Origin of the sequence: Halomonas sp. 7T, from assembly GCF_025643255.1 — a bacterium.
Lineage (GTDB): Bacteria > Pseudomonadota > Gammaproteobacteria > Pseudomonadales > Halomonadaceae > Vreelandella.
Map to the genome: position 1 here is coordinate 1,621,979 of NZ_CP087112.1, position 24,113 is coordinate 1,646,091.

General features: G+C 55.8%; 23 protein-coding genes. 6 read left to right on the top strand and 17 right to left on the bottom strand.

Going from position 1 to position 24,113, the window contains the following annotated elements; genetic code table 11:
* Nucleotides 1–12: 12 nt before the first annotated feature.
* The 11 genes from folC to leuC form a co-directional block, all read right to left on the bottom strand.
* A complete protein-coding gene (gene folC, locus LOS15_RS07545; protein WP_263069281.1) occupies nucleotides 13–1,350 on the bottom strand; it encodes a bifunctional tetrahydrofolate synthase/dihydrofolate synthase in 1,338 nt (445 codons plus the stop codon).
* Nucleotides 1,343–2,353, bottom strand: coding sequence for an acetyl-CoA carboxylase, carboxyltransferase subunit beta (accD, locus tag LOS15_RS07550; protein ID WP_263069283.1), 1,011 nt, complete (start codon nucleotides 2,351–2,353; stop codon nucleotides 1,343–1,345). Before accD ends, folC begins: the two co-directional genes overlap by 8 nt.
* Before the next feature lie 94 nt (nucleotides 2,354–2,447).
* Nucleotides 2,448–3,251 carry a tryptophan synthase subunit alpha gene (gene trpA, locus LOS15_RS07555; RefSeq protein WP_263069286.1) on the bottom strand — a complete coding sequence of 268 codons (804 nt, stop codon included), beginning with the start codon at nucleotides 3,249–3,251 and terminating at the stop codon, nucleotides 2,448–2,450.
* 8 nt (nucleotides 3,252–3,259) lie between these two features.
* On the bottom strand, nucleotides 3,260–4,498 hold the full coding sequence (trpB, locus tag LOS15_RS07560) for a tryptophan synthase subunit beta (RefSeq protein ID WP_263069288.1): 1,239 nt from the start codon (nucleotides 4,496–4,498) through the stop codon (nucleotides 3,260–3,262).
* A gap of 86 nt (nucleotides 4,499–4,584) precedes the next feature.
* The gene (locus LOS15_RS07565; RefSeq protein WP_263069289.1) at nucleotides 4,585–5,217 is read right to left on the bottom strand and encodes a phosphoribosylanthranilate isomerase; all 633 of its coding nucleotides are present in this window, start codon (nucleotides 5,215–5,217) and stop codon (nucleotides 4,585–4,587) included.
* On the bottom strand, nucleotides 5,214–6,152 hold the full coding sequence (gene truA, locus LOS15_RS07570; RefSeq protein ID WP_263069291.1) for a tRNA pseudouridine(38-40) synthase TruA: 939 nt from the start codon (nucleotides 6,150–6,152) through the stop codon (nucleotides 5,214–5,216). Before truA ends, LOS15_RS07565 begins: the two co-directional genes overlap by 4 nt.
* 29 nt (nucleotides 6,153–6,181) lie before the next feature.
* Complete coding sequence (locus LOS15_RS07575; protein WP_263069293.1) at nucleotides 6,182–8,236, bottom strand: FimV/HubP family polar landmark protein; 2,055 nt, start codon at nucleotides 8,234–8,236, stop codon at nucleotides 6,182–6,184.
* Nucleotides 8,237–8,467: 231 nt separating this feature from the next.
* Nucleotides 8,468–9,580, bottom strand: a complete 1,113-nt coding sequence (asd, locus tag LOS15_RS07580) for an aspartate-semialdehyde dehydrogenase (protein ID WP_263069295.1) — start codon at nucleotides 9,578–9,580, stop codon at nucleotides 8,468–8,470.
* Nucleotides 9,581–9,719: 139 nt separating this feature from the next.
* Nucleotides 9,720–10,799 carry a 3-isopropylmalate dehydrogenase gene (gene leuB, locus LOS15_RS07585; protein ID WP_263069296.1) on the bottom strand — a complete coding sequence of 360 codons (1,080 nt, stop codon included), beginning with the start codon at nucleotides 10,797–10,799 and terminating at the stop codon, nucleotides 9,720–9,722.
* A 153-nt stretch (nucleotides 10,800–10,952) separates the two neighbouring features.
* Nucleotides 10,953–11,600, bottom strand: a complete 648-nt coding sequence (gene leuD, locus LOS15_RS07590) for a 3-isopropylmalate dehydratase small subunit (RefSeq protein WP_263069297.1) — start codon at nucleotides 11,598–11,600, stop codon at nucleotides 10,953–10,955.
* Between the two features lie 3 nt (nucleotides 11,601–11,603).
* On the bottom strand, nucleotides 11,604–13,055 hold the full coding sequence (leuC, locus tag LOS15_RS07595; protein WP_263069299.1) for a 3-isopropylmalate dehydratase large subunit: 1,452 nt from the start codon (nucleotides 13,053–13,055) through the stop codon (nucleotides 11,604–11,606).
* A 157-nt stretch (nucleotides 13,056–13,212) separates the two neighbouring features.
* Here leuC and LOS15_RS07600 point away from each other — a divergent pair, with 157 nt between their 5' ends.
* Complete coding sequence (locus tag LOS15_RS07600) at nucleotides 13,213–14,115, top strand: LysR family transcriptional regulator (RefSeq protein ID WP_263069301.1); 903 nt, start codon at nucleotides 13,213–13,215, stop codon at nucleotides 14,113–14,115.
* A gap of 47 nt (nucleotides 14,116–14,162) precedes the next feature.
* Here the strand turns inward: LOS15_RS07600 and LOS15_RS07605 are convergent, their stop codons facing one another.
* The 5 genes from LOS15_RS07605 to LOS15_RS07625 form a co-directional block, all read right to left on the bottom strand.
* Nucleotides 14,163–14,747 (bottom strand): hypothetical protein, encoded by a 585-nt coding sequence (locus LOS15_RS07605; RefSeq protein ID WP_263069304.1) that lies wholly within the window; start codon nucleotides 14,745–14,747, stop codon nucleotides 14,163–14,165.
* A gap of 144 nt (nucleotides 14,748–14,891) precedes the next feature.
* A complete protein-coding gene (locus LOS15_RS07610) occupies nucleotides 14,892–15,572 on the bottom strand; it encodes an NAD(P)H-binding protein (protein ID WP_263069305.1) in 681 nt (226 codons plus the stop codon).
* Nucleotides 15,573–15,692: 120 nt separating this feature from the next.
* Complete coding sequence (locus LOS15_RS07615; protein WP_263069306.1) at nucleotides 15,693–16,103, bottom strand: thiol-disulfide oxidoreductase DCC family protein; 411 nt, start codon at nucleotides 16,101–16,103, stop codon at nucleotides 15,693–15,695.
* Nucleotides 16,104–16,134: 31 nt separating this feature from the next.
* Nucleotides 16,135–16,551, bottom strand: coding sequence for a GFA family protein (locus LOS15_RS07620; RefSeq protein ID WP_263069307.1), 417 nt, complete (start codon nucleotides 16,549–16,551; stop codon nucleotides 16,135–16,137).
* A gap of 91 nt (nucleotides 16,552–16,642) precedes the next feature.
* Complete coding sequence (locus LOS15_RS07625) at nucleotides 16,643–17,134, bottom strand: hypothetical protein (RefSeq protein WP_263069308.1); 492 nt, start codon at nucleotides 17,132–17,134, stop codon at nucleotides 16,643–16,645.
* Between the two features lie 324 nt (nucleotides 17,135–17,458).
* On the opposite strand from LOS15_RS07625, the gene LOS15_RS07630 reads away from it, so the two are divergent.
* Complete coding sequence (locus tag LOS15_RS07630; protein WP_263069310.1) at nucleotides 17,459–18,772, top strand: hypothetical protein; 1,314 nt, start codon at nucleotides 17,459–17,461, stop codon at nucleotides 18,770–18,772.
* A 4-nt stretch (nucleotides 18,773–18,776) separates the two neighbouring features.
* Here the strand turns inward: LOS15_RS07630 and LOS15_RS07635 are convergent, their stop codons facing one another.
* A complete protein-coding gene (locus tag LOS15_RS07635) occupies nucleotides 18,777–19,295 on the bottom strand; it encodes a zinc ribbon-containing protein (protein WP_263069312.1) in 519 nt (172 codons plus the stop codon).
* A 164-nt stretch (nucleotides 19,296–19,459) separates the two neighbouring features.
* Here LOS15_RS07635 and leuS point away from each other — a divergent pair, with 164 nt between their 5' ends.
* From leuS to LOS15_RS07655, 4 genes are all read left to right on the top strand, one after another.
* Nucleotides 19,460–22,045: a leucine--tRNA ligase gene (gene leuS, locus LOS15_RS07640; protein WP_263069313.1), complete on the top strand. Its 2,586-nt coding sequence runs from the start codon at nucleotides 19,460–19,462 to the stop codon at nucleotides 22,043–22,045.
* A complete protein-coding gene (gene lptE / locus LOS15_RS07645) occupies nucleotides 22,042–22,551 on the top strand; it encodes an LPS assembly lipoprotein LptE (protein ID WP_263069316.1) in 510 nt (169 codons plus the stop codon). The genes leuS and lptE overlap by 4 nt, the downstream gene beginning before the upstream one ends.
* Nucleotides 22,548–23,615: a DNA polymerase III subunit delta gene (holA, locus tag LOS15_RS07650; RefSeq protein WP_263069318.1), complete on the top strand. Its 1,068-nt coding sequence runs from the start codon at nucleotides 22,548–22,550 to the stop codon at nucleotides 23,613–23,615. Before lptE ends, holA begins: the two co-directional genes overlap by 4 nt.
* 97 nt (nucleotides 23,616–23,712) lie before the next feature.
* On the top strand, nucleotides 23,713–24,111 hold the full coding sequence (locus LOS15_RS07655; protein ID WP_263069319.1) for a PA2779 family protein: 399 nt from the start codon (nucleotides 23,713–23,715) through the stop codon (nucleotides 24,109–24,111).
* Nucleotides 24,112–24,113: the final 2 nt, after the last annotated feature.

Sequence of the window (24,113 nt, forward strand, 5' to 3'; positions counted from 1 at the left end):
CAGTTAGGCCTGTTAAGCTTGCGGCAGCGGGTTTGCCAACAGCGCCGCCACGGTAAAAAACGACCCCGTCGCCAACACGCGATCCTGGGGAGTAAGCCGTTCAGCAATGGCGGACACGCCCTCTTCTGGGGAAGCCGCACAATAATGCACCTTCCCGCCTCGCGAAGTAATGCGCTCAGCTAGTTCGACCGCTGGGCGCCCACGCTCCCCCTCAAGGGTAACGCATACCCAATCGGTAATTCGTGGCAGTAGCGCGTCAATCACGCCATCGGCATCTTTGTCGTTCAACATACCAATTAACGCCCACTGTCGCCCGCCTGCTGGTGGCATGGGAAGCCTTCGAGCCAGATACTCGGCCGCATGAGGGTTATGACCGACATCCAGGCACCACTGGCCCAGCCACTGCATACGCCCTGGCAGCCTGACCGTTTCCAGCGCTTCATTACAGTGACTAAGAGACAGCCGCACGCCGCAAACCGCCAACGCCTGTAGCGCGGTGGCGGCATTATCAATTGGAAGCCCCGGATCGGGAAGCCCATCGAATGAAATGGCCTCCCCTTTCGCGGTTAAACCGTGCCAGCTCCATGCAGCAACACCTGTTGTTCGCCGCTGAGAGTTTGCATCCGCCACATGCCTGCCGGCGCTATCTTTATCACTACTGCTAAACGCTGTGTGGTGAAACGCCGCCCCTAACAGGTAAACAGGTGCGGATATATTGACCGCCGTTTCCGCAACGCTTGACGGTAGCGTCTGGCTGCCCAAAACGGCAGGCTTCAACGGTCGAAAAATGCCCGCCTTTTCGCGGCCAATTTGATCAATATCCGTGCCTAAAAAATGAGCATGATCTTGAGCAATCGTCGTCACAACACCCACATCAGCATCAATGATATTGACCGCATCTAAGCGACCGCCTAAGCCTACCTCTAGTAGCGCTACGTCAAGATTAGCTTGGGCCAAGCACCACAGTGCACAAAGCGTGCCAGCTTCAAAATACGTTAGGCTAATAGTAGGCGACTGCAGCCTAGCGGACTCTACTTTCTGAAAACCCGCGACAAGCAGCGCATCTTGAGCGTCTTGTCCATCAATAGTGACGCGTTCGTTGTAGCGTAACAGGTGGGGAGACGTGTAGGTGCCCGTCCGCAGGCCATGGGCAAGAGCAATGGCATCCATCATGGCAAGGGTCGACCCCTTGCCATTAGTACCTGCAACCGTAATGACACGCGGCGCGATAGGGCTTTCTAGCAGCCCCATACGTTTAGCTACCTGCGATACCCGCTCCAGTCCCATATCGATGCCTACGGGATGCAGCGTTTCAAGGTAATGTAGCCACTCGGCTAAAGACTTAGGCATTGCGTGTCGCGTCATCGCTCTTGGATGAACTGTGTTCGCTATTCGCCTCCTTGGGAGCAGCGTCAGCAGCTTCTGCCACACGTTCTTCATCTAACAGCGGCTCGACGATTTCCACATCGTCAGGCGCACTCACTACCACGGCCGACGCGCTATTGTGAGTGAGTTTACGCAGCACGCTTCCTACGCGGTCACGCATCTCATGGCGGTGGACAATCATATCCACCGTGCCGTGCTCTAATAGGAACTCACTGCGCTGGAACCCTTCGGGCAGGGTTTCACGCACGGTTTGCTCGATAACTCGCGGCCCAGCAAAACCAATCAGCGCATTAGGTTCGGCAATATTGAGATCACCCAGCATCGCAAGCGACGCCGATACACCACCAAACACGGGATCCGTTAACACAGAGATATACGGCACGCCTTCCTGCTTGAGCTTTTCAAGCGCTGCCGAGGTCTTAGCCATTTGCATTAGCGAGAAAAGCGCTTCTTGCATACGCGCGCCGCCTGAGGCTGCAAAACAGACCAGCGGAATACGCGCTTCCAGAGCCACCGTCGCCGCGCGAACGAATTTCTCGCCCACCACGGCGCCCATCGAGCCACCCATGAACGTAAACTCAAAAGCCACGGCTACCACAGGTAGGCCATCTAGCTCACCACGCATGGCTACCAGGGCATCTTTTTCGCCAGTGTCTTTCTGCGCGGCCACAAGACGATCTTTATACTTCTTGGAGTCGCGGAATTTGAGGCGGTCGTTCGGCTCAATCTCGGCGGCGATCTCTTCACGACCCTGTTTATCCAGGAACCAATCCAAGCGCTTACGGGCTGTCAAGCGTAAGTGATGCTCACACTTAGGGCATACGCTGTGATGTTTCTCTAACTCAGGGAGGTAGAGAACCGCTTCACACTTGGGACATTTACGCCAGAGGCCATCGGGCACGCTGGCACGACGGTCTTTACGCTGGATACGCCCCATAGAGGGCACGATTTTATCTAACCAGCTCATATCAAAAAGGCTTCCATATATACGTCAATGCCTGGCACCGCCAAGCTTGATGAGTGTCGTCAGTCAATTCAGTGTAGACGATGAGGGAGCGTGCTTAGGCATCCATCGCGGTGCGCATTTCAGCCAACACGCTTTTCAGCTGCCCGGCGATGGTTTCAGGTGAATCAACGCTGTCCGCGATGCGGTTAACCAGCGCGCTGCCTACGATAACGCCGTCGGCCACTTTAGCTACTTCCGCTGCTGTCACGCCATCGCGAATGCCGAAGCCAACGCATAGCGGTAAGTCGGTCATTTCACGCAGCGGTGCTAGGTGGTTCGCCACATCCTCAGCATTCAGCGTCGCAGCGCCGGTAACGCCCTTAAGCGAAACATAATATAGGTAGCCCTCACCGTGGGCGCATATTGTAGCGGCACGGGCATGGGAAGTGGTAGGCGCAACCAGGAAAATTGCCGCTAAATCACGCGCCTTTAACAGTGGGCCAAACTCTTCCGCCTCTTCTGGCGGCATATCGACCACCAGCACCCCATCGACACCTACGCTGGCTGCTTTATCAGCAAACACGTCGTAACCGATGCGCTCAATGGGGTTGAGGTACCCCATTAAGACAACGGGCGTCGTGGTATCGGCTTGACGAAATTCAGCCACCATCTCAAGCAGGTCGACCAAACGGGTGCCCTGTTTCAGTGCCCGTTCACAGGCTTTTTGAATGACCGGGCCGTCGGCCATCGGGTCTGAAAACGGCACGCCAAGCTCGATAATATCAGCACCCGCCTCCACCAAGGCATGCATAAAGCCAACGGTGTATTGCAGGGCAGGATCACCTGCCGTGATATAGGGAATCAACGCCTTGCGGCCCTGCTGCTTTAACTCTGAAAAACGCTGGTCAATACGATTCATGCTTGCCCTTAAAACTCAATGCCGTCGATATTAGCCACGGTCATAATATCTTTATCACCACGACCCGAAAGATTGACCACGATATGCTGGTCAGGGCGCATTGTGGGTGCTAACACTTTCGCATGCGCCAGCGCATGGGCAGACTCAAGTGCTGGCATAATGCCTTCCATGTGGGTTAGCTCACGAAACGCTTCCAGCACTTCTTTATCGTTTGCCGCCACATAATGAACTCGGCCAACGTCCTTCCAAAGCGCGTGCTCTGGGCCAACGCCTGGGTAGTCAAGCCCGGCAGAAATCGAATGAGTGTCCGACACTTGGCCCGCCTCATCAGACATCAAATAGGTACGGTTACCGTGTAATACGCCTCGCGGCGCGTTAGAGGAGAGCGGCGCTGCATGGCGACCTGTCTCGACCCCATCACCACCGGCTTCCACGCCGTACATCGCAACCGCGTCATCTTCCACGAACGGGTAGAAAAGCCCCAACGCATTTGAGCCACCGCCCACACAGGCGATGAGCGCGTCGGGCAAGCGGCCAATTTGCGCTAAGGATTGTTGGCGCGCTTCACGGCCAACTACTGCATTGAAATCCCGCACCAGCTGCGGATACGGATGAGGGCCGGCGACAGTACCAATGATATAAAACGTGTTATCAACGTTCGTTACCCAATCGCGCAGCGCTTCGTTCATGGCGTCTTTGAGCGTACGCGTGCCGGACTCCACCGGAATAACCCGCGCGCCTAACAGGCGCATACGGTAAACGTTCAGCTTCTGGCGTTGAACATCGGCAGCGCCCATATACACATCACACTCAAGGCCTAAACGCGCCGCCACGGTAGCTGTGGCAACACCATGCTGGCCAGCGCCGGTTTCCGCAATCACGCGCGGTTTACCGGTTTTCTTTGCCAGTAACGCTTGGCCGATCGTGTTGTTAACTTTGTGAGCGCCGGTATGGTTCAGGTCTTCACGCTTTAACCAAATTTGCGCGCCGCCTAACGACTGTGACCAACGCTCGGCATGATAAAGCGGCGATGGACGCCCTACATAGTGGGCTAGATCACGGTCAAACTCTGCCTGAAAGGCTGGGTCATCGCGCAGACTTAAATAAGTCTGCTCAAGCTCTTCCAGAGCAAAGCTCAAGGTTTCTGACACAAACCGGCCGCCGTAGGGGCCAAAATGACCACGGGCATCCGGCATTCGGGTCAGGTCGCTGAACTTGGTTTCAGATACTGAGACAGTCACAGGCATACCTCACAAGATCGCCAGAACAGGCAAATAATGAATGAACTAACGTTGAAGATGGCCGCCTATCAGGCGGCCATACAATGTACTTATTAAGCGCTGGCTAATGATACGTGTTTAACAAAAGACGCCATCAACTCGGCGCTTTTAACGCCGGGCAACGCCTCAATACCGCCTGAGACATCAACCGCGTAAGGCTTAACTTGATCAATGGCTGCATTAATGTTCTCAACCGTTAACCCACCGGCGAGGATAACAGGTTTTTCCAGGGCTGCGGGGATTCTAGACCAATCAAACGTCTCCCCAGTTCCGCCCGGCACCCCAGGGCTGTAAGCATCCAACAACAGTGCCTGAGCCTGGGTATACTCCGCCGCTGCTTGATGAAGGTCGATACCGTCGCGCATGCGCAGGGCTTTAATCCAAGGCCGATCAAACTGCTGGCAAAACGAGGCTGGCTCATCTCCGTGAAACTGAATCACATCCAAATAGGGCAGGCACTGCTCGATCAGTTCAACGGGCTGATTAACAAACAGCCCTACCCGCGTCGCAAACGCAGGCACCTGCTGTGAAAGCGTTTGCAGTTTTTCCGGTGTAATGCCGCGAGCACTCTTAGGCCACATCACAAAACCTAGCGCATCAATACCGAGCGACACGGCTTGCTCAACATCCTGCGCCCGGGTGAGGCCACAAAACTTGATCCGCGTACGTGCATAATGAGTCTTCACGGGGTTGCCTCCTGCTGCTCCGGCGCGGATTTATTTTTGAAAGTGAGCTTTCGCCTCGCCGCGATACGTGGGTTATCCGGAAGCGGCCGCTCGCCCGTCCACTCGCCCGTAAACGCCAGCAGGTTGGGGCCTAGCGGCTCTTGGGGCAGTGCAAAACGCTCGTCGTAAATCGAATCAACAAAATGTAAGCCGCAGGCGGGCGCGGTTACATCCCCTTTGCGACGATTCTTTAGCGCCAGTAGACGCTCAATATGCGCTTCATCCTGGACGCCGCGACCTACGCTTGCCAACGCCCCCGCGATATTGCGAATCATATGGTGCAAAAACGCATTGCCCTGAATATCAATCACCACGATGGGGCCATAGCGCTTTACTTCTACAAAATGCATTTGCCGCCAAGGTGTTTTCGACTGACAGCCTGCGGCACGGAAACTGCTGAAATCGTGCTCGCCCACTAATGCCTGCGCTGCACGATGCATCGCCTCTGCATCCAACGGGTCACGGCACCACGTCACGTTGGCGCGCTCTAAGACGGGGCGACTGATTTGGTTCAAGAAAATATAGCGATAGCGACGGCCAAGCGCCCCTAGGCGTGAATGAAAGTCATCTGACACTGGCTTCACCCAGCGTACTGCCACATCCCTGGGAAGGTTCGTATTGGCACCAAAAATCCAGGCTTTTTCAGAGCGCTGAACCGGCGGGTCAAAATGGATGACCTGACGCGTGGCATGTACACCAGAATCTGTGCGCCCGCTGGCGTGGATTTGAATCGGCGCACCCGCCACCTTCGCTAAGGCATCTTCTACCGATGCCTGAACCGAAGCCGCATGTTTTAAGCGTTGGAAGCCACAAAAGCGCGAGCCGTCATACTCAATGCCCATCGCAAGGCGGCCAGCCAGCGGTTGTGTTTCATCAAAGTGATAGAACAGCGTCATTAAGCCACGTCATTTAGAGAGGTTAAAAGTTAGCTATTATCCCGACGTCGCGGCTCGAATGCCACCTCTTCAATTTCCCACTCATCTTCAGGCACTCGCGGCGTATAATTCGCTCTCTTAGAAGAGGTGGTCGTGCCGTTGTTCACCCCATTGTTAATAGCGCCCTCTTCACTTGTTTCCTCGTGTTTTAGTGATGGGGGATTATAGTCAATATAGTAATCTAGGGGCTGCGAACGCTGATCCTCATCAGGCGGCGACATCTCGTCCTCCACGCGCTCCTGAGGATGCTCCTGCTCATCAACATGGTGTGAATCATCAAGCGCGCTGGCTTCCGGCTTCACAGCCGAAGGCGCCAGCGATACCTGTTCATGGCTATCCGGTTTAGGCTGCTGACGTTGTGCCGCTAATCCCGACGCTTGGCTGCGTGTAAACACGTCATCGTCGTCAGCTTCCCACTCTTTTGGTGCTTCACTGTCATTAACCGTTGGCGGCGGCTCATTTGACGCAGCCGTGCTGGGCTTCATTACCGGCGCCTCATCAAACGCTGCAGTATCCAACCCTGGCTCGGCAACCTGCGATTCAGAAGAGCTTGAAGCCGCAGACGGGAAATCAGTCACCGGCTCTACACTGGCGGCCTCGGCGAAAGGTGCCTCGGCTTGACGTGCCCCGCTGGTGGCAGCACCAGTAGACTCCGCGACATGCGGCTCCGTGCGCCCAGCGGCTGTCGCAGCAGAAGATGGCGCCGATGGAGGCGTTACGGAACGGGCGGTTACCGGAGCATCTTCCCACTGACGCTCTCGGCGCTTGCGCGACCAAACCAATCCTGCCAACAAAAGCGCGAGGGCAATACTGGCCAGCGGCCATCGATACTCCGCCAGCGGCGCAAACACACTCCGCTGATTGACAGCAGATTCTGGCGCTCCCCCCTGATTTTGTTCGCCCCGCGCGCCTTCCAAAAGCCCCGTTGCGACAGCATTAGCCGCGCTACTCCCCTGCTGGGAGGCATTCAGCGCCTCGGTTAACGCAGCGACCTCCTGACGCAGCTCAGCCAGCTCCATACGCAGCTGAGCCCGCTCTTCAAGCACTTGCTGGAGCATAGCTTGGCTTTCGGCCAGCTGCTGAATGACGTCATCTAAGGTAAGGTCCGCCAGCGCGCTTTCTGGATTTTGCGCCTGCTCAGCGTCAAGCGGCTCTGTCGCTGGTTCCGTGGCGGTCGCACTCTCATCAGCACCCCCACCGGCACCCTCGTCAGCACTCTGATTCGGCTCTTCCTGGGCAATTTCGGCTGCCGTTTCAGCAGGCGGCGTATCAGCCTGCTGAGAGGACGGCGGCTGTTCACTTGTGCGCCGCATTGCTTGTACCGCACGCGCCGCCTCTCCGGGAGAGCGAGCCATCACCTGCTCGCGGCTCGGCATTATCAAGGTTTGGCCAGCGCGCAGGTTATTAATATTACTAGAGGGAAAAACACGTGGATTAGCATCTACCAGCGCCACGATCATCTGCTGTACGCTAGCATTAGCTGGCCTCACCCGGTCGGCCACACTCCACAGGGTATCGCCGCTTGCCACGTACGCGGTGTTATTCGCTAGGGACGTGCTACCGTCGTTTGGCACGCCAGGGGTTGCAGAAGCAGGCTGGCGATTGGGTAGGGCTACTTCCTGCTGCTCACGCGAGGGGCTGCGTGCGTTCACCATGTTGGGTGGATCAAATAGCAGTGTGAAAGCTCGGGTGGCCTCTCCCCCTGGGGAATCGATTGTTAACAAAACATCGAGCCAGGGATCGTCAACCACCTGCGAAGAGCTAAGGACCAACTGACGTCCATCAGCCTGTTCGCGTAACTGGACACGCAGCGATGAAATAAGCGGCGTCCACTCTAACCCTGCTGCTGTAAAATCCGCTTCATCAGCAACGGAGACTCGCAGTTCGTCCAACGCATATTGGCTAGCGTCTAGCACCGGCACGGTAGCGTTCAGGGGGGCATCCAGCGGTGAGTTCACCGATGCGGGGCCTAAACCGACAGCCAGCGCTAGCGAACTAACGGCACTAAGCGGTAGCCACAATAACCATGTGTGCGTCTGTTTCATTCAAGCCCCTGCTGCCTGCGCACTTAAGCGATGCAATCGCATCTAACTGAGCGCGATCATCATTATGTTTGAGTTCTTTTTATCATAACTTACCGTTCATACACATACTTTCAGTTGTGAATGACGTATGGACTTATTAATCAACAGCTGTCAAAAAAGATGGGAAGCTGCGGACAGCTTCCCATCATGAACTACGTTTGCGCTACTAAGAAAACCAGCGCATAGCCGCTTTTACTGCTCGCGCAGAATCTTCAGCATGCGCTTGAGCGGCTCGGCAGCGCCCCACAGCAGCTGGTCACCCACGCTGAACGCAGACAGGTATTCACCGCCCATGTTGAGCTTGCGTAAGCGACCTACCGGCACTTGCAGCGTGCCCGTGGCAGCTGCAGGCGTTAAACCGGCAATGGTGGCATCTTTGTCGTTGGGGATCAGCTTGACCCACTCGTTATGCTTAGCGATGCGTTCTTCAATCTCATCCAGCGGCACATCTTGCTTCAGCTTGATGGTGAACGCCTGGCTGTGAGAGCGCATGGCACCGATGCGCACACAGAGGCCATCAATGGGAACCGGGTTATTCTCTAGGCCCAGAATCTTGTTGGTCTCAACACTGCCCTTCCACTCTTCACGGCTCTGGCCGTTATCGAGCTTGGTGTCGATCCACGGCAGCAAGCTGCCTGCCAGCGGTGCGGCGAAGTTATCGGTGGGGAAATCGCCGCTGCGCATCGCTGCGGTTACTTTGCGGTCAATGTCCAGAATCGCGCTAGAGGTGTCTTTTAGCTCTTCGCCTACGCTGTCGCGCAGTGCGCCCATTTGATTGAGCAGTTCACGCATATGCTTGGCACCGGAGCCAGACGCCGCTTGGTAGGTCATGGAGGTCATCCACTCGACCATATCGGCTTCAAACAGGCCGCCCAAGCCCATCAGCATCAGGCTGACGGTGCAGTTACCGCCCACAAACGTTTTCGCCCCTTTAGCAAGCTGGGCGTCGATGACGTTACGGTTTACCGGATCAAGAATAATCGTCGCTTCATCTTCCATACGCAGCGTGCTGGCGGCATCGATCCAGTAGCCTTTCCAGCCTGCTTCGCGCAGGTCTTTATAAACCGGCTTGGTGTAATCACCGCCTTGACAGGTAATCACCACATCAAGGGCCTTCAGCGCCTCGATATCAAACGCGTCTTTCAGCGGAGGTACGTCCACGCCGATGTCGGGCCCTGGCTGGCCTACTTGGGAAGTGGTGAAAAATACCGGCTCAATGCCGTTAAAGTCACCGTCTTCCTGCATGCGCTGCATCAGCACCGAGCCCACCATGCCACGCCATCCTACGAAACCGACTTTCAACATGTGAAGTCCTCCAAATAAGAATGAGAGCTATATTATACACAAATATTGGACACAACGTCGGCCGCCCCAACGGGCGGCCGACTGCGCTGTACAACTAAGCACTGAATCTAATCAACTAGTTAGCAAGCTTTCTTTGCCACTAAGCCCGGGCAAATGCGGCGAGCACCGCGTCACCCATCTCCACGGTGGAGACACGCCGCGTACCTTCAGAAGCGATGTCGGCAGTGCGCAGGCCATCATCCAGCACGCTACCTACGGCTGCTTCAATACGCTCGGCCATCGCCGTTTCGTTGAGCGAGTAGCGCAGCATCATCGCCACAGAAAGCATCATCGCCAGCGGGTTAGCAATGTTTTGACCCGCGATATCCGGCGCGCTGCCGTGGCAAGGTTCGTACATGCCCTGCCCGCTCTCATTTAATGAGGCGGAAGGCAACATACCGATCGAGCCGGTGAGCATGGCGGCGGCGTCCGACAAGATATCGCCAAACATATTGCCGGTCACCACCACATCAAACTGCTTAGGTGCGCGCACCAGCTGCATAGCCGCGTTATCCACGTACATGTGGGACAGCTCAACGCCCGGATACTCCGGCGCTAAGCGCTCCATCACTTCACGCCACAGAATGGTGACTTCTAATACGTTGGCTTTATCGACCGAGCAGAGCTTTTTGCCCCGCTTTTGAGCCATCTCGAAAGCCACGCGACCAATGCGCTCAATTTCGCTTTCAGAGTAGACATAGGTGTTGAACCCGACGCGCTCACCGTTGCGCACTTCGATACCGCGGGGCTGACCAAAGTAGATGCCACCAGTCAGCTCGCGCACGATCATAATATCAAGCCCCGCCACTAGCTCAGGCTTCAGGCTGGAGGCGCTGGCCAGCTGCGGGTAGAGCATGGCCGGGCGGAGGTTGCCGAACAGACCCAAGTTCTTCCGCAGACCCAGCAGGCCTTTTTCGGGACGCTTGGAGAGGTCTTCGAGCTTATCCCACTTGGGCCCACCCACCGCACCTAGCAGAATAGCGCTAGCAGCTTTGGCTTTTTCCAGAGTTTCAGCGGGCAGCGGATCGCCGTGAACGTCGTAGGCAGAACCGCCCACCAAGCCCTCTTCTACTTCGATATCCAAACCTGCCTCTTGGCAGGCTGTCAATAAACGCGCCGCCTGGGCCGCGATCTCCGGGCCGATACCATCACCGGGCAGCAGTAACACTTTATGAGTCATGCTCAATCCTTAGCATTTATAATTTAGACGCTTTACAGTCAACGGCAACTCTCTGCGAGGGCTCTGTGAACCCCTCCCTGGGCGCTACTTCTGCCATCCATGGCAAAAGACCCTCGCATACACTTGCCCTTGCCATTACTCAGTGAGTGAAAGCTAAGCTGGCTGGCGGAACAGCCACGGGCGCTGCTGTCGATGCTTCGCTTCAAAGCAGCGAATCGCGTCTTCGTCCTGCAGCGTAATACCGATATCGTCCAATCCATTAAGCAGGCAGTGCTTGCGGAACTCATCTACCTCAAACTCAAGAATTTCGCCGCTAGGGGTAATCACCCGCTGATGCTCAAGGTCGACATCTAACTGATAGCCATCATTGGCTTCCACTTCGGCAAACAGGCGATCCACTTCTTCTTCCGCCAGGGTGATCAACAGAATGCCGTTTTTAAACGCGTTGTTATAGAAAATATCGGCAAAGCTAGGCGCAATCACGACTTTAAAACCGAAATCTTCCAGTGCCCATGGCGCATGCTCACGGGAGCTGCCACAGCCGAAGTTACGGCGTGCCAGCAGCACTTCAGCACCCTGGTAGCGCGGCTGGTTCAACACGAACTCATTGTTCAGCGGGCGCTGGGAGCAATCCTGGCCTGGCTGGCCTTCATCTAAATAGCGCAGCTCGTCAAACAGGTTCACGCCAAAACCGGTACGCTTAATGGACTTCAAAAACTGTTTCGGGATGATCAGGTCGGTATCAACATTAGCGCGATCTAACGGCGCGACCACGCCTTCAAAACGTTCGAACTTTTTCATGGCTTAGGCCTCCTGCGCGTGAGTGGCGTCGTTAGCGGGTAAAGTGCGGACATCGACAAAGTGGCCGGCAATGGCCGCCGCCGCTGCCATGGCAGGGCTGGCCAAGTGAGTACGACCACCGTAGCCCTGGCGCCCTTCAAAGTTACGGTTAGAGGTAGACGCACAGTGCTCGCCAGCGCCCAGTTTATCGGCGTTCATGGCCAAACACATGGAGCAGCCCGGCTCGCGCCACTCAAAGCCCGCCTCGATAAAGATTTTGTCCAGGCCTTCCGCCTCTGCTTGGCGCTTAACCAAACCAGACCCCGGCACTACCATGGCAAGTTTAATGGAATCCGCCACTTTATTGCCTTTGGCCACTTTTGCCGCTTCGCGCAGGTCTTCAATACGCGAGTTAGTGCAAGAGCCGATAAAGACTTTATCCAGCTTGATATCGGTAATTTTCTGGTTCGCCTGCAAGCCCATGTACTCAAGCGCTCGGCTGTGGCTGCGCTGAACGGTTTCGTCATCGGCGGCTTGCGGGTCCGGCACTTGACCTGAAATACCGGTGACCATTTCCGGGCTAGTGCCCCAGCTGACCTGCGGCTCAATCTCTTCGGCTTTCAGTGTTACGACTTTATCGAAGTGCGCATCCGCATCAGACACCAAGTTTCGCCAATCCGCCACGGCGGCTTCCCACTGCTCGGCGGTAGGCGCGAAGGGGCGCTCGCCCAAGTAGTTAATCGTCGTGTCGTCTACGGCGATGAGGCCCACGCGTGCACCGGCTTCAATCGCCATGTTGCACACGGTCATGCGGCCTTCCATAGAGAGCGATTCAATGGCGCTGCCCGCGAACTCGATGGCGTAGCCCGTACCGCCCGCGGTACCGATCTTACCGATAATGGCCAGCACCACATCTTTAGCGGTAACACCCAGGCCTAACTCGCCTTCCACGCGCACCTGCATGTTCTTCATTTTCTGCGCCAGCAAGCATTGGGTGGCCAACACGTGCTCAACTTCTGACGTGCCAATACCATGGGCCAAAGCACCAAACGCGCCGTGGGTAGCGGTGTGAGAGTCGCCGCACACCACGGTCATGCCCGGCAGCGTCGCGCCCTGCTCGGGGCCGACCACGTGCACGATACCCTGGCGAGGGTCGTTGATTTTGAACTCTTCGATACCGTACTCAAGACAGTTATCATCCAGGGTTTGTACCTGAATGAGCGATACCGGGTCTTTAATGCCGCTGTTGCCTTCGGCGCGTTCTTTCACCGTGGTAGGTACGTTGTGGTCGGGGGTTGCCAGGTTGGCATCCAAACGCCAGGGCTTACGCTTGGCCAAACGCAGGCCTTCAAACGCCTGGGGCGAAGTCACTTCGTGGAGCAACTGGCGGTCGATGTAAATAAGCGCCGTACCGTCATCGCGCTGTTTCACCAAGTGCTGGTTCCAGAGTTTGTCGTAAAGCGTTTGACCTGACATGTGGCTCTCCTGGGCGGTGCCCTGCTAGTTCGGTGTAGCAGCCTCTGCGTGCTGCTTAGAATGCAATGGAGAGAGTGTTACGCGACTCGCACATAAAAGCAATTCATGTTATTCATACTTTAGATTCCAAACAGGAATAGAAGACAGAGAGCCGCCCGTGGATACCCAAAGCCTGCAAGCCTTTCTCGCCGTGGCAAACACCCAAAGCTTCTCCCGCGCCGCCGAGCAGTTGCATCTCACGCAGCCTGCGGTAAGCAAACGCATTGCTACGCTGGAGGATTTGCTGGGCACGCGGCTCTTCGACCGCATTGGCAGGCGCATTGCGCTAACCGAAGCGGGCAACCTGCTGCTGCCCCGCGCTCAGCGCATTCTGTTTACCGTGGAAGACAGCCGCCGCGCGCTGGCCAATCTCTCCGGCCAAGTGGGCGGTAAGCTCACGCTCGCCACCAGCCACCACATTGGTCTGCACCGGCTACCGCCACTGTTAAAACAGTACACCCAGCGCCATCCAGACGTCGCACTAGACCTGCATTTTCTAGATTCCGAGCTTGCCTACCAAGGCGTGATGGACGGCACGCTAGAAATGGCGATTGTGACACTTGCCCCGCACCCCATTGAGCAGCTTCAGGTGGTGGAACTATGGCGCGACCGACTCTGCTTTGTGTGCGCCGCCGACCACCCTTTAGCCGAGCGCGCGCGCCAACACGCCAAGGCGCTTAGCTTACAGGAGCTGTGCGACTTCCACTGCGTGCTGCCCGGCGCTAAGACGTTCACCCGCACCCTGATTGGCCAGCGCTTTGAAGAGGCAGGGCTAACTCTGCCGGTGAGCATGTCGACCAATTACTTGGAAACGCTCAAAATGATGTGCAGCGTGGGGTTAGGCTGGAGCCTACTGCCCGAAAAAATGATCGACAGCGAGCTGGTGGAGCTATCGGTAGATACCGCCCCCATCCACCGTCCGCTGGGCTATCTTGTGCATAACAACCGCACGCTTTCTAATGCTGCGAGAAAAATGATTGAAGAGCTGGAAAAAGCACAGGGGGAAAACCGTGATAAGTAGCCCTATTCTTTGCTTTAAACCTTAAAGCCCCTCCTTCACTGGTAAAATTATTGGTGACTAAAAAAATGTTTAAAAAGCAGATGAGAAGGCAAGTAAAGCACCACGATTAGGACACCGGCAAGCAGTGCCAGATACAGATAATCAGCCAACATATCCTGCGGTCCTACCGGCCCATAGACCCAATTAATATTGTCTTCAGGCTCGGTTAGCCAATACGTTACCGGCAGCACCACAAGGGCGATGATAGTTTGCATCAACAGCGCCCGCTGGTCGTACCTCAGCTTCACCAGCAGATAGAGCAGTACCGGCGGCAGCGCCATGTGAAATAGCCCTGACAGAATTCGAATATGTGTGTCGGTTTCCGGATCAAACATATAGGCGCTTATCTGAATCAGGTTCCCCCCGGTGAGAAAATCGATTACCCAAACCGTCTCAAGAAAAAGCACGGCCACGGCCATGGTGCTATTGATAAGCCGGTTCTCTAGCCACATAGCAGCCACTAGTGCAATAAGTGCAATATCCGAGAACCACAAAAAATTAGCAGGCCCTAGGTCACGCCAATAAACCGGTATAATCACCAACACCATGAGGGTGTAACTAATTTTGAGCCAGAGCGGTATTTTTCCCTTCATTCTCTACGGCGTCCTCTACGTCATTTAACTCGCGACTTGACCTATCAGGGGGCTTTGCATAGTGCCCATCGCCTCTCCCAATAGCGTATGACGTGCTTGCTGCATCATGCAAAAAGCAGTGCTGCACACGCAATATAGAACCCATCACTCGCCATGCTGATGCATAGCGGCATTCGATATCACACAAAAAGAGTACTCATTCTCACCATCTATCGCCTCCGCTATCATGGCTGTCGCAACGCGGCTTACCTCTATCGGCCTAACTGAGCGCGGCAACACACGCGCCGCTGGGGCCAGCAACGCGCTCGCGCACTTTTCTCCCATTCGGCCATCGTCTGGCCGCCCTAATAACAGCGAAGGCCGCGCTAAAAACACGCAGGGCAACTCCAGCGCCTGAATATCCCTCTCCACCTCGCCTTTCACTTGGTTATAAAATACTTTGGAATGCGCATTGGCCCCGTGGGCGGTCACTACGCCCAACCGTCTCACCCCCGCCGTTTTACACGCCCGCGCAAACGCCAAGACCAACCCATAATCCACACGGCGAAACACCTCTTTACTCCCCGCCTGCTTTTTCGTAGTGCCCAACGCCACAAAGGCCACGGCACCTGCGGGCATACACTCGGCGGCTTGGGCTTCTAACTGGTCGAAATCGATCAGCGCAGGATGGATTTTAGAAACGACAGCGTTGGGAAATTCATGGGTAAGATCCAGCTCACGGCGGGTAACGATGATGACACGTTCCACCTCACCTCGCTGAGTAAGCTGAGTGACAAGCTGCTGGCCGATAGCGCCAGTAGCACCAAGAACAATAGCGGTGGGCATGGGTGACCGTTTCCTTATGGTGTTAGTACCATAGACACAGAATCCTACTGACACTAGCAGGCATCGGATGAAGTTGTAGCGCGTGATAACGAGCGATTAGCCCAAGTTCGGCATGTCAGGCTATGTATTGATACCCATAAACCGAGACTTCACTTCCTCTGACGGCACCATGCAGACATCCTTCTTACCAAAAAGCCTATAGCGATTCCGAGCGAACAACTTATAAGCCGCGTCTCTGATCGGCCTGGGCACGATCTTGAATGCATAACAGAACCGCCACGGCCCTTTCAGGTCTTTCGCTATCTCAAGGGCGGCATCAGAGAGAACATAACACTTACCATTTTTGATAAGCACCAAGGTATCCATTCCCACATCGGGGACGTTAAAACGCTCCGTTAACTCTTGCGCCAACTTGCTCTGCATTGGGGTGAATGCAAAGGCGCCCTCTGGGTCTCGCTGGATGATGAAATGCACTGCGCCGTTACAGAAGTTGCAGACACCATCGAATATGGCGATATGGGGGTTGTTCATAGGCTCCGTTAGCGCCTCCCTGATCGCTTGGTCATGCACGCTTGGTTGGCTCTGGAAGTCCCTCGAACTCTGGTATGTCGTTCATCGCCTCCTCCCAACCTGCCTTTCTCGATGTAAAGATATGCGCTGTGGGTGACATAAAGACTTCCGTATCTAAACTGCCAGCGGGAATGACGAGCAGACCTGGCTCATGAATGCTTGGCAGAGCTGAACCACAGAACTTACAAAAACCTTTCTTGTGGCGACTGCCTGGAAGCGTGAAGGTTGTCACATCTTCAGAGCCCGCCAACCAAGTTAACTTGGCTGACTTCAAAAATAAATTGGCTGCGTAAGCTGACCCGGTATCCTTTTGGCAATGCTGGCAATGACAAAGGTAAAAGCTGTCGAGATCACCTTGCACTTCAAATTTTGTATTGCCACACAGACAAGAACCAAGATAATCGGCCATCAGTTTTCCCTCTATTGCCTGCCGCTAACGCACAACGCAAAGCCAGTCCGGCGGAGGCCAGATAAGGGCCGGAGCGAACCCAAGCGATTGGTTAGGCTTCTTCGCTAGTAACCCGACGAAGATGTCTCGCCTCGACCTTTTCATGCGCCTCCTCTTCCACCTCAGGAATCGGGTTCGATTCGCCATGTTGCTTATAATGCCTCAGAAGCCAATTGAGCAGATTACTTCTCCACTGAATGATTCGACCGGCCCGACGCTCTTTGCCTTTTAGGGATTCTTGGCGACGCCAATACCATTGATACTCGTCTTCACTGACCTCCTCACCATCAAGGTAGACGGTGCGACCTTTACGCCCAAATTCGATTTTCTCCTTCTTGTTATAACGGCTATTCAGTTCGTAGACAGCTGAAGCTCTCAGATTAATTGCGATAATCAGCTTTTCGTTAAGGATGAATTTCTCGATTATTTTCCATAAAAACAAATCACGAAACACCAATAAAGCTGGAGTCACGATATAGACAAGCACACCCGTTCCGCCGAGTTTAAGTATCAAACCCCAACCTATTACAAGCTCAGTCTTCATGTATATGCCTAACAGTTATTATATAGTCCGCTGCATATCCTCAATAAACGCGCCAGCACATTCATTCGGGAAATACAGCCCAATCATTCCCTATAAGTTTTTAATTTTTATAATCAACTACCCATAGCTGACTACATATCTTTAGTTATCGTGCCCACTCGTTTTGCTTTTCTTCTCCTACTCTATTAACAAATTCAGCTTAGGTCACGCGCTTGGCAGGTTATTTTGTACACACAGTTGCCTATATGGGCCTTTGCCCTCTCCACCACTAGCCTTCTCTCGCAAACCCGATTAGCCTGCTAACTCAACCAGTAAGGGATTGAGATGCAAGAGACAACGACGCGGCAGCGCTTGGCAGGGGTTTTGATTCTTTTTGGGCTGTTCGCACAAATTATTGGCTTTACCAGCGCGGTGCCGACTGCTCAGGCGGTGAGTTATTTGCTGTGGGCGGCGGTGGCGCTGCTGTGGCGGGATATTCCCAAGCGCTCACGCATCCAAGCGGGGGTGCTGATTGCCCTGGGCGTGGTGATGCTGGTGGTGGCGCAAATGGTGTACGGCGCGGCGGTCAACTGGCCTGCCGTGCTGCAGGGCAATGTGTTTGTGGTCAGCATGCTGGTAGGCGTGAGCTTTATCTCGCTGATGGGCACCCAGGGCAATAAGCGCCCGCCGGGTAAACGGGTGACGGGGGCGGATGGCGTGCTGCGTACCTGGTTGGGGGTGCATTTTCTCGGCACGATTTTGAATCTTTCCACGGTGTTTATGGTGGGCGATCGTTTAGCGCGGCGTGCGCCGTTAACCACGCCGCAGCTATTAGCATTGAACCGGGGGCTTTCTAGCGCTGCGTTATGGTCGCCCTTCTTTGCTTCTATGGCGGTGGTGATTGCGCTGGTGCCGTCGGTGCAGTACGCCCAGATTGCCGTGGTGGGCTTTCCTATCGCCATGCTCTCGGGGCTATTAACCACGCTGGAGCTGAGGCGGCGGTTTGATTTAACCGAGGTGGATGGCTTTTCGCTTTCACCCCGCAGCCTGCTCATGCCTGCGGGCATGGCGGCGCTGGTGATGCTGTTTCACTTCTGGATTACGCCGTCGCTCACCATCGTCAGCATTATTACCTTTTTACTGCCGGGGGTGGCGCTGTTAAGCAACTTGCGGGAAGGCCCGCGCTTTACCCTGCACCGTATTCGTCAGCACACCTTTACCCGCCTGCCCGCCATGCGCGGGGAAATTTCGCTGTTTTTGGCGGCGGGGTTATTAACGTTAGGGCTTTCGACACTGGTGGCTGCCGCCGCAGGTGATGAGTGGACGCTGTTTGCCCGCTTTGGCACGTGGCAGGCCATGGCCAGCTTTGCGGCGATTACGCTGAGCGCGCTGGTGGGGCTGCACCCGATTATTGGTGTTTCCGTGCTGGCGTCTATTTTGGATTTAAGGGGCGGGGAGCAAACGCTGTTTGCCTTTGTGGCGCTTAGCGCCTGGGCGGTGGGCACCAGCGTAGGTCCGCTTTCCGGTATTAACCTGTCGTTGCAGGGGCGTTATGGGGTGAGCGGTTATCGCATGATGAAAGATAACCTGCCTTATGCGGCAATGATGAGCCTGCTCTCGCTGGGGGCGATCGCAGGCTTAAGCACTTGGCTAGATTAGGTGTTTAGGTTTCGACGATTTTGCTCGGAAAGCGGTAGAAGTAGCGGTGGCCGCACTGGTGGCAGGGTTCTATCCGGGCTACTTCGTTAAGCATGACCTGAGCATCACAGTGGGTGCAGGCCATTAACCCAGGGGCAGCCATTTCGCCTTCGCAGTAGTCGGCACGCGCGGCTTCCAGGTCGTCTTCAAAGCGTTCACGTTCGACGATGCTACGGTCGGCAATCGAAAGCAGCGATTCCGCCACGCGGCGGGAAAGCTGGTCGAGATCGATGCCCAGCCAGCTAGCGACCTGCTTGCCGGTATCCGCCATGTAATAGCGCATGTCTTTTAGATCACGCTCTACCCAGGCACGTAGCAGGGCTAGTTCGTCTTTGGTGTACTCCTCAAGCTCTGCTTCAAAGGCAACAGCATCGTCCAAATCCTTCTGCAGGTTGTCCCAAGTGAGCTCGTTGGCGCCATCCTGCATGCGTTCCAACAGGCGCTCGTAGCCTTCACGAAGGCGGTGATCATTATGTTTATCCATGGGTCCTCTCCTTTTGTTGCCACAGGTGATGCCTATCATCGGCTAGCCGTTCAAGGATACACCCGCATAGGATACAATCGACGCTACTTATCTGACACCCGTCATCTACTATTCACTTTGCGCCCTGAACAGGGGCGAATTATCCCAAGGCATTGAAAATACCGATGGACGCACAATACAGCCCCCGTGAGATCGAACGTGACGCTCAACAGTACTGGGACAAGCACCAGTGCTTTAAAGCCGTAGAAGACGCCAACCGCGAAAAGTTCTACTGCCTATCCATGTTCCCCTACCCTAGCGGCAAGCTGCACATGGGCCACGTGCGTAACTACACTATCGGCGACGTTGTCTCACGTTTCCAGCGCATGCAGGGTAAAAATGTTATGCAGCCCATGGGCTGGGACGCGTTCGGGATGCCGGCGGAAAATGCCGCGATCCAAAACCAGGTGCCACCCGCTAAGTGGACCTACCAAAACATCGATTACATGCGTAACCAGTTGAAGGCATTGGGCTTTGCCTACGACTGGAGCCGTGAATTCGCTACCTGCGACACCAGCTACTACCGCTGGGAGCAGTGGTTCTTCACCAAGCTGGTGGAGAAAGGGCTGGTCTACAAGAAGATGTCCACGGTGAACTGGGACCCGGTCGACCAAACCGTGCTGGCCAACGAGCAGGTCATCGACGGCTGCGGCTGGCGCTCCGGTGCACCGGTGGAGCGCAAAGAGATCCCGCTGTGGTTCTTGAAGATCACCGACTACGCCGATGAGCTGCTGGCGGATTTGGATAACGTCGAGTGGCCCGAGCAGGTCAAGACCATGCAGCGCAACTGGATTGGTAAATCCCGTGGCGTCGAGCTGAGCTTTGATATCAAAGCCGCCGATGGTAGCACCTGCGAGCCGATGGCGGTGTACACCACCCGCCCCGATACGCTGATGGGCGTGACCTACGTGGCCGTGGCCGCCGGCCACCCGCTGGCCAAGCAAGCCGCCGAGCAGAGCAGCGAGATCGCGGCGTTCTGTGAAGAGTGCGCCAAAGGCGGCACCTCTGAAGCGGAAATGGCCACCAAAGAGAAGCTAGGCATGGCCACGGGCCATAAAGCCATTCACCCGTTGAGTGGTGAAGAAGTGCCCGTCTTTGTGGCCAACTTCGTGCTCATGGAGTTCGGCACCGGCGCGGTCATGGCTGTGCCCGCCCACGACCAGCGCGACTGGGAGTTCGCTACCAAGTACGGCGTCGAGCTGAAGCCGGTAGTGGCCGATGAGCACGGCAACACGCCGGATATCTCAGAAGGCGCGTATGTAGAGCACGGCACGCTGATCAATTCTGGCGAGTTCGATGGCCTGGAATTCCAAGCGGCGTTCGATGCCATTGCCGCGAAGCTGGCCAAGCTTGGCCGTGGCGAAGTAAAAACCAACTACCGCCTGCGCGATTGGGGCATTGCCCGCCAGCGCTACTGGGGCGCGCCGATTCCGGTGAAGTATGGCCCGGAAGGCCAAACCGTACCGCTTTCCGATGACGAGCTGCCTGTCGCCCTGCCCATGGAAGTCACCGTGGATGCCTCCGGCTCGCCGCTGAAGAAGATGCCGGAGTTCTCTGAGCTGGGCGACGGCTGGGTGCGTGAAACCGACACCTTCGATACCTTCATGGAGTCCTCCTGGTACTTCGCTCGCTTCTGCTGTGCGGATAACCACGAGGCGATGCTGGACGAGCGCGCCAACTACTGGCTGCCGGTGGATCTCTACATTGGTGGTATCGAGCACGCCATTCTGCACCTGCTCTACGCCCGCTTCTTCCACAAGCTGCTGCGCGATTTCGGCATGGTCGATTCCGACGAGCCGTTCCAGCAGCTGCTCACCCAAGGCATGGTGATCGCCGAAACCTTCTACCGCATCAAAGAGAACGGCGGTAAAGAGTGGTTTAACCCCGCCGATGTGGAAGTGAAGCGCGACGAGAAAGGCAGACCACTGAGCGCCATACTGATGAGCGACAGCCAGCCGGTGGAGATGGGTGGCATCGAGAAGATGTCCAAATCGAAGAACAACGGCGTCGATCCGCAATCGATGATCGACAAGTTCGGCGCCGACACCGTGCGCCTGTTCATGATGTTCGCGGCACCGCCCGAGCAGTCGCTGGAATGGTCGGACTCCGGCGTGGAAGGCGCGCATCGCTTCTTGAAGCGCATCTGGCGTCAGGTCAGCGAACACTTGGAAGCAGGCACGCCGGGCACGCTGAACCTCGAGGCGCTCGACGACGACCAAAAAGCGCTGCGCCGCAAAACCCACGAAACCATCAAGAAAGCCAGCGACGACATTGGCCGTCGCACCACGTTCAACACCGCCATTGCGGCCGTGATGGAGCTTTCCAACGCGGTGGCCAAGTTCGAGGACACCTCCGAGCTGGGGTTGGCGGTCAGTCGTGAAGCGCTAGAGGCCTGCGTCCTGCTGCTGGCCCCGATCACGCCGCACCTCTGCCATACCCTGTGGCAACAGTTCGGCCACGAACAGCCCGCCATCGAAGCCCAGTGGCCGGACGTCGACGAAGCCGCCCTGACCCGCGACAGCATCGAGCTGGTGGTACAGGTGAACGGTAAGCTTCGCGCACGACTGGAAGCCCCGGCCAGTGCCGATAAAGCCGCCATCGAACAGCTGGCGATGGAAAACGAAAACGTCCAGCGCCATTTGGAAGGCAAAACGGTACGTAAAGTGATCGTAGTGCCCGGCAAGCTGGTGAACATTGTGGTGAGCGGATGAAGCAAACCAACGTACTAACGCGCCGTCGTTTTCTGGCCACAAGCACCGCCTTCGCGGCGGTGCTACTTAGCGGTTGCGGGTTTCGCTTACGCGGCACGGAATCGATGCCTCAACTGCCGCCACTAAGCCTTGAGGGCGACGATAATAGCGCCCTCGCCCAGCAGCTTCGTTCCCGGTTGCAGCAGTTAAGCACAGAGGTACGCCCCGGCGCCCCCTGGCGGGTAACGCTGGGGACGCCTACCCTTCAAGACAGGCGTATTGGCGGAGAAAGCCGCTCCAGCCGCGAGCATGAGCTAACGCTCAGTACCACGCTTTCGGTTCAACAGCGGACAACCAACGCCTACGCACTGAACAACGCCGCGCTTTCCACCCGCACGCAAATTCGCGTCAATGATGACGACCTGCTGAACCGGGAAACGCTGTTCCAAGAGGCCGAACAAACGCTCACCCGCCAGCTGGCTCAGCGTATTGTGGAACGCCTTGCCAACCTTGAGGCGCTAAGGTGAAGGTATTTGCCGACCAGCTGCCTGCTGCCCTGGCCAAAAAACTGCCTAAAGCGGTGATTGTGGCAGGCGACGAGCCGCTGCAACACCGCGATGCCTGCGATGCGGTGCGCGCCGCCGCCCGCCAAGCGGGCATTGAAGAGCGCGAAGTGCTGGATGTAGAGCCCAATTTTGCCTGGGGGCGGCTTTTGGAAACCGCCAGTAACCTCTCTTTGTTTGCGACCAGTAAGCTATTAGAGCTTCGCTTAGGCACGCAAAAGTTAGGTCAAGAAGGCAGTAAAGCGCTCGCACAGTACGCAGAAATGATGGACGGCAGCGATGACCTGCTGCTGATCAGCATGGGCAAGGTGGATGCTAAACAGCAGAAAAGCGCCTGGTTCAAAGCGTTAGATAAACAAGGGATTTTTGTCCCTGTGTGGCCGGTCGATGCCTCACGGCTTGGCTATTGGCTACGGGACAGAGCGTCTCTGCATGGTTTGCAGATTGACCTGGAAGCCGCTCGTCTGCTGGGCGAGCGCACCGAAGGCAACCTGCTCGCGGCTGACCAGGAGCTGCAAAAGCTAGCGCTCATTCACCCCCCTAATACTCGGCTAAACGTCGAGAGTATTGCGCAAGGCGTTGAAGACAGCACCCGTTTCGATGTTTTCAACCTGGCGGATGCGTGCTTAAAAGGCGAGCCTAGCCGCGCTTCGCGCATCGTGAACGGTCTGAAAAGTGAAGGCGTGGAAGCGCCTATTGTGCTGTGGGCGCTCACCCGAGAGCTGCGTACTCTGCTATCGCTGCATCAGCATTTGGATCAAGGCCAAAGCTTTGAGCATGCCTGCAAAACCCAAAAGCCGATGATTTTTGATAAACGCCGTCCGGCCTACCAAAAAGCTATCAGCCGCCTTTCCATGAAGCGTTTGCACAAACTGCTGCTGATGGCGCAGCGCCTAGATTTAGCGGTCAAAGGGGCCTCACATGTCCCCTTGTGGCCAGGACTGAACGATCTCGCTATGACCATGGCAGGGGCCAAAGGTATTCTGGCCGAAACGCCTTGGACTTACCGCATTAGTGCAAATAATTAGCACTTTGCCGTTTGGCCTTAAACCCCAAGTCATTTATTTCTATACTATTGGTTCAAGCCATAAAAACCGTTCCCTGACGAGTCTAAGGATGAAGACGATGAAAACAGTGCGTGCTTACCTTTCGATGCTACTGATTGCAGCTTTAGTGATTACTAGCTTACCCGTGGCGGCTGCCCCCGTTGCCCCGCACTCTATGGATCTAGTGACGACGCAATCTGCTTTATCTGCTGACCGCGCTGGCGCTGACCGCGAGCGTATTTACAACGTTCTGGCGCGAGCCGATGTGCAAGACCAGCTGCTAAAGCAGGGTGTGGATCCTGCTGATGTTGAAGCGCGTGTTGCCGCTCTAAGCGATACCGAGGCCCAGCAAATGGCTGAACAGCTTGAGCAGCTGCCTGCCGGCGCCGGTGTTGTTGGCGCACTGTTTGCAGTATTTATTATTCTGCTGATTACCGATATTCTCGGTTTGACCGACGTTTATCCGTTTACTCGCTAAGA

Coding starts and splice junctions, on each gene's coding strand:
- LOS15_RS07655 (WP_263069319.1), top strand. CDS start 23,713: ATGAAAACAGTGCGTGCTTACCTTTCGATGCTACTGATTGCAGCTTTA.
- LOS15_RS07620 (WP_263069307.1), bottom strand. CDS start 16,551: ATGGCCGATTATCTTGGTTCTTGTCTGTGTGGCAATACAAAATTTGAA.
- accD (WP_263069283.1), bottom strand. CDS start 2,353: ATGAGCTGGTTAGATAAAATCGTGCCCTCTATGGGGCGTATCCAGCGT.
- asd (WP_263069295.1), bottom strand. CDS start 9,580: ATGTTGAAAGTCGGTTTCGTAGGATGGCGTGGCATGGTGGGCTCGGTG.
- folC (WP_263069281.1), bottom strand. CDS start 1,350: ATGCCTAAGTCTTTAGCCGAGTGGCTACATTACCTTGAAACGCTGCAT.
- LOS15_RS07635 (WP_263069312.1), bottom strand. CDS start 19,295: ATGGATAAACATAATGATCACCGCCTTCGTGAAGGCTACGAGCGCCTG.
- trpB (WP_263069288.1), bottom strand. CDS start 4,498: ATGCCTGTGACTGTCTCAGTATCTGAAACCAAGTTCAGCGACCTGACC.
- leuB (WP_263069296.1), bottom strand. CDS start 10,799: ATGACTCATAAAGTGTTACTGCTGCCCGGTGATGGTATCGGCCCGGAG.
- leuD (WP_263069297.1), bottom strand. CDS start 11,600: ATGAAAAAGTTCGAACGTTTTGAAGGCGTGGTCGCGCCGTTAGATCGC.
- LOS15_RS07615 (WP_263069306.1), bottom strand. CDS start 16,103: ATGAACAACCCCCATATCGCCATATTCGATGGTGTCTGCAACTTCTGT.
- truA (WP_263069291.1), bottom strand. CDS start 6,152: ATGACGCTGTTCTATCACTTTGATGAAACACAACCGCTGGCTGGCCGC.
- LOS15_RS07605 (WP_263069304.1), bottom strand. CDS start 14,747: ATGAAGGGAAAAATACCGCTCTGGCTCAAAATTAGTTACACCCTCATG.
- LOS15_RS07625 (WP_263069308.1), bottom strand. CDS start 17,134: ATGAAGACTGAGCTTGTAATAGGTTGGGGTTTGATACTTAAACTCGGC.
- leuS (WP_263069313.1), top strand. CDS start 19,460: ATGGACGCACAATACAGCCCCCGTGAGATCGAACGTGACGCTCAACAG.
- LOS15_RS07630 (WP_263069310.1), top strand. CDS start 17,459: ATGCAAGAGACAACGACGCGGCAGCGCTTGGCAGGGGTTTTGATTCTT.
- trpA (WP_263069286.1), bottom strand. CDS start 3,251: ATGAATCGTATTGACCAGCGTTTTTCAGAGTTAAAGCAGCAGGGCCGC.
- LOS15_RS07610 (WP_263069305.1), bottom strand. CDS start 15,572: ATGCCCACCGCTATTGTTCTTGGTGCTACTGGCGCTATCGGCCAGCAG.
- leuC (WP_263069299.1), bottom strand. CDS start 13,055: ATGTCAGGTCAAACGCTTTACGACAAACTCTGGAACCAGCACTTGGTG.
- LOS15_RS07575 (WP_263069293.1), bottom strand. CDS start 8,236: ATGAAACAGACGCACACATGGTTATTGTGGCTACCGCTTAGTGCCGTT.
- lptE (WP_263069316.1), top strand. CDS start 22,042: ATGAAGCAAACCAACGTACTAACGCGCCGTCGTTTTCTGGCCACAAGC.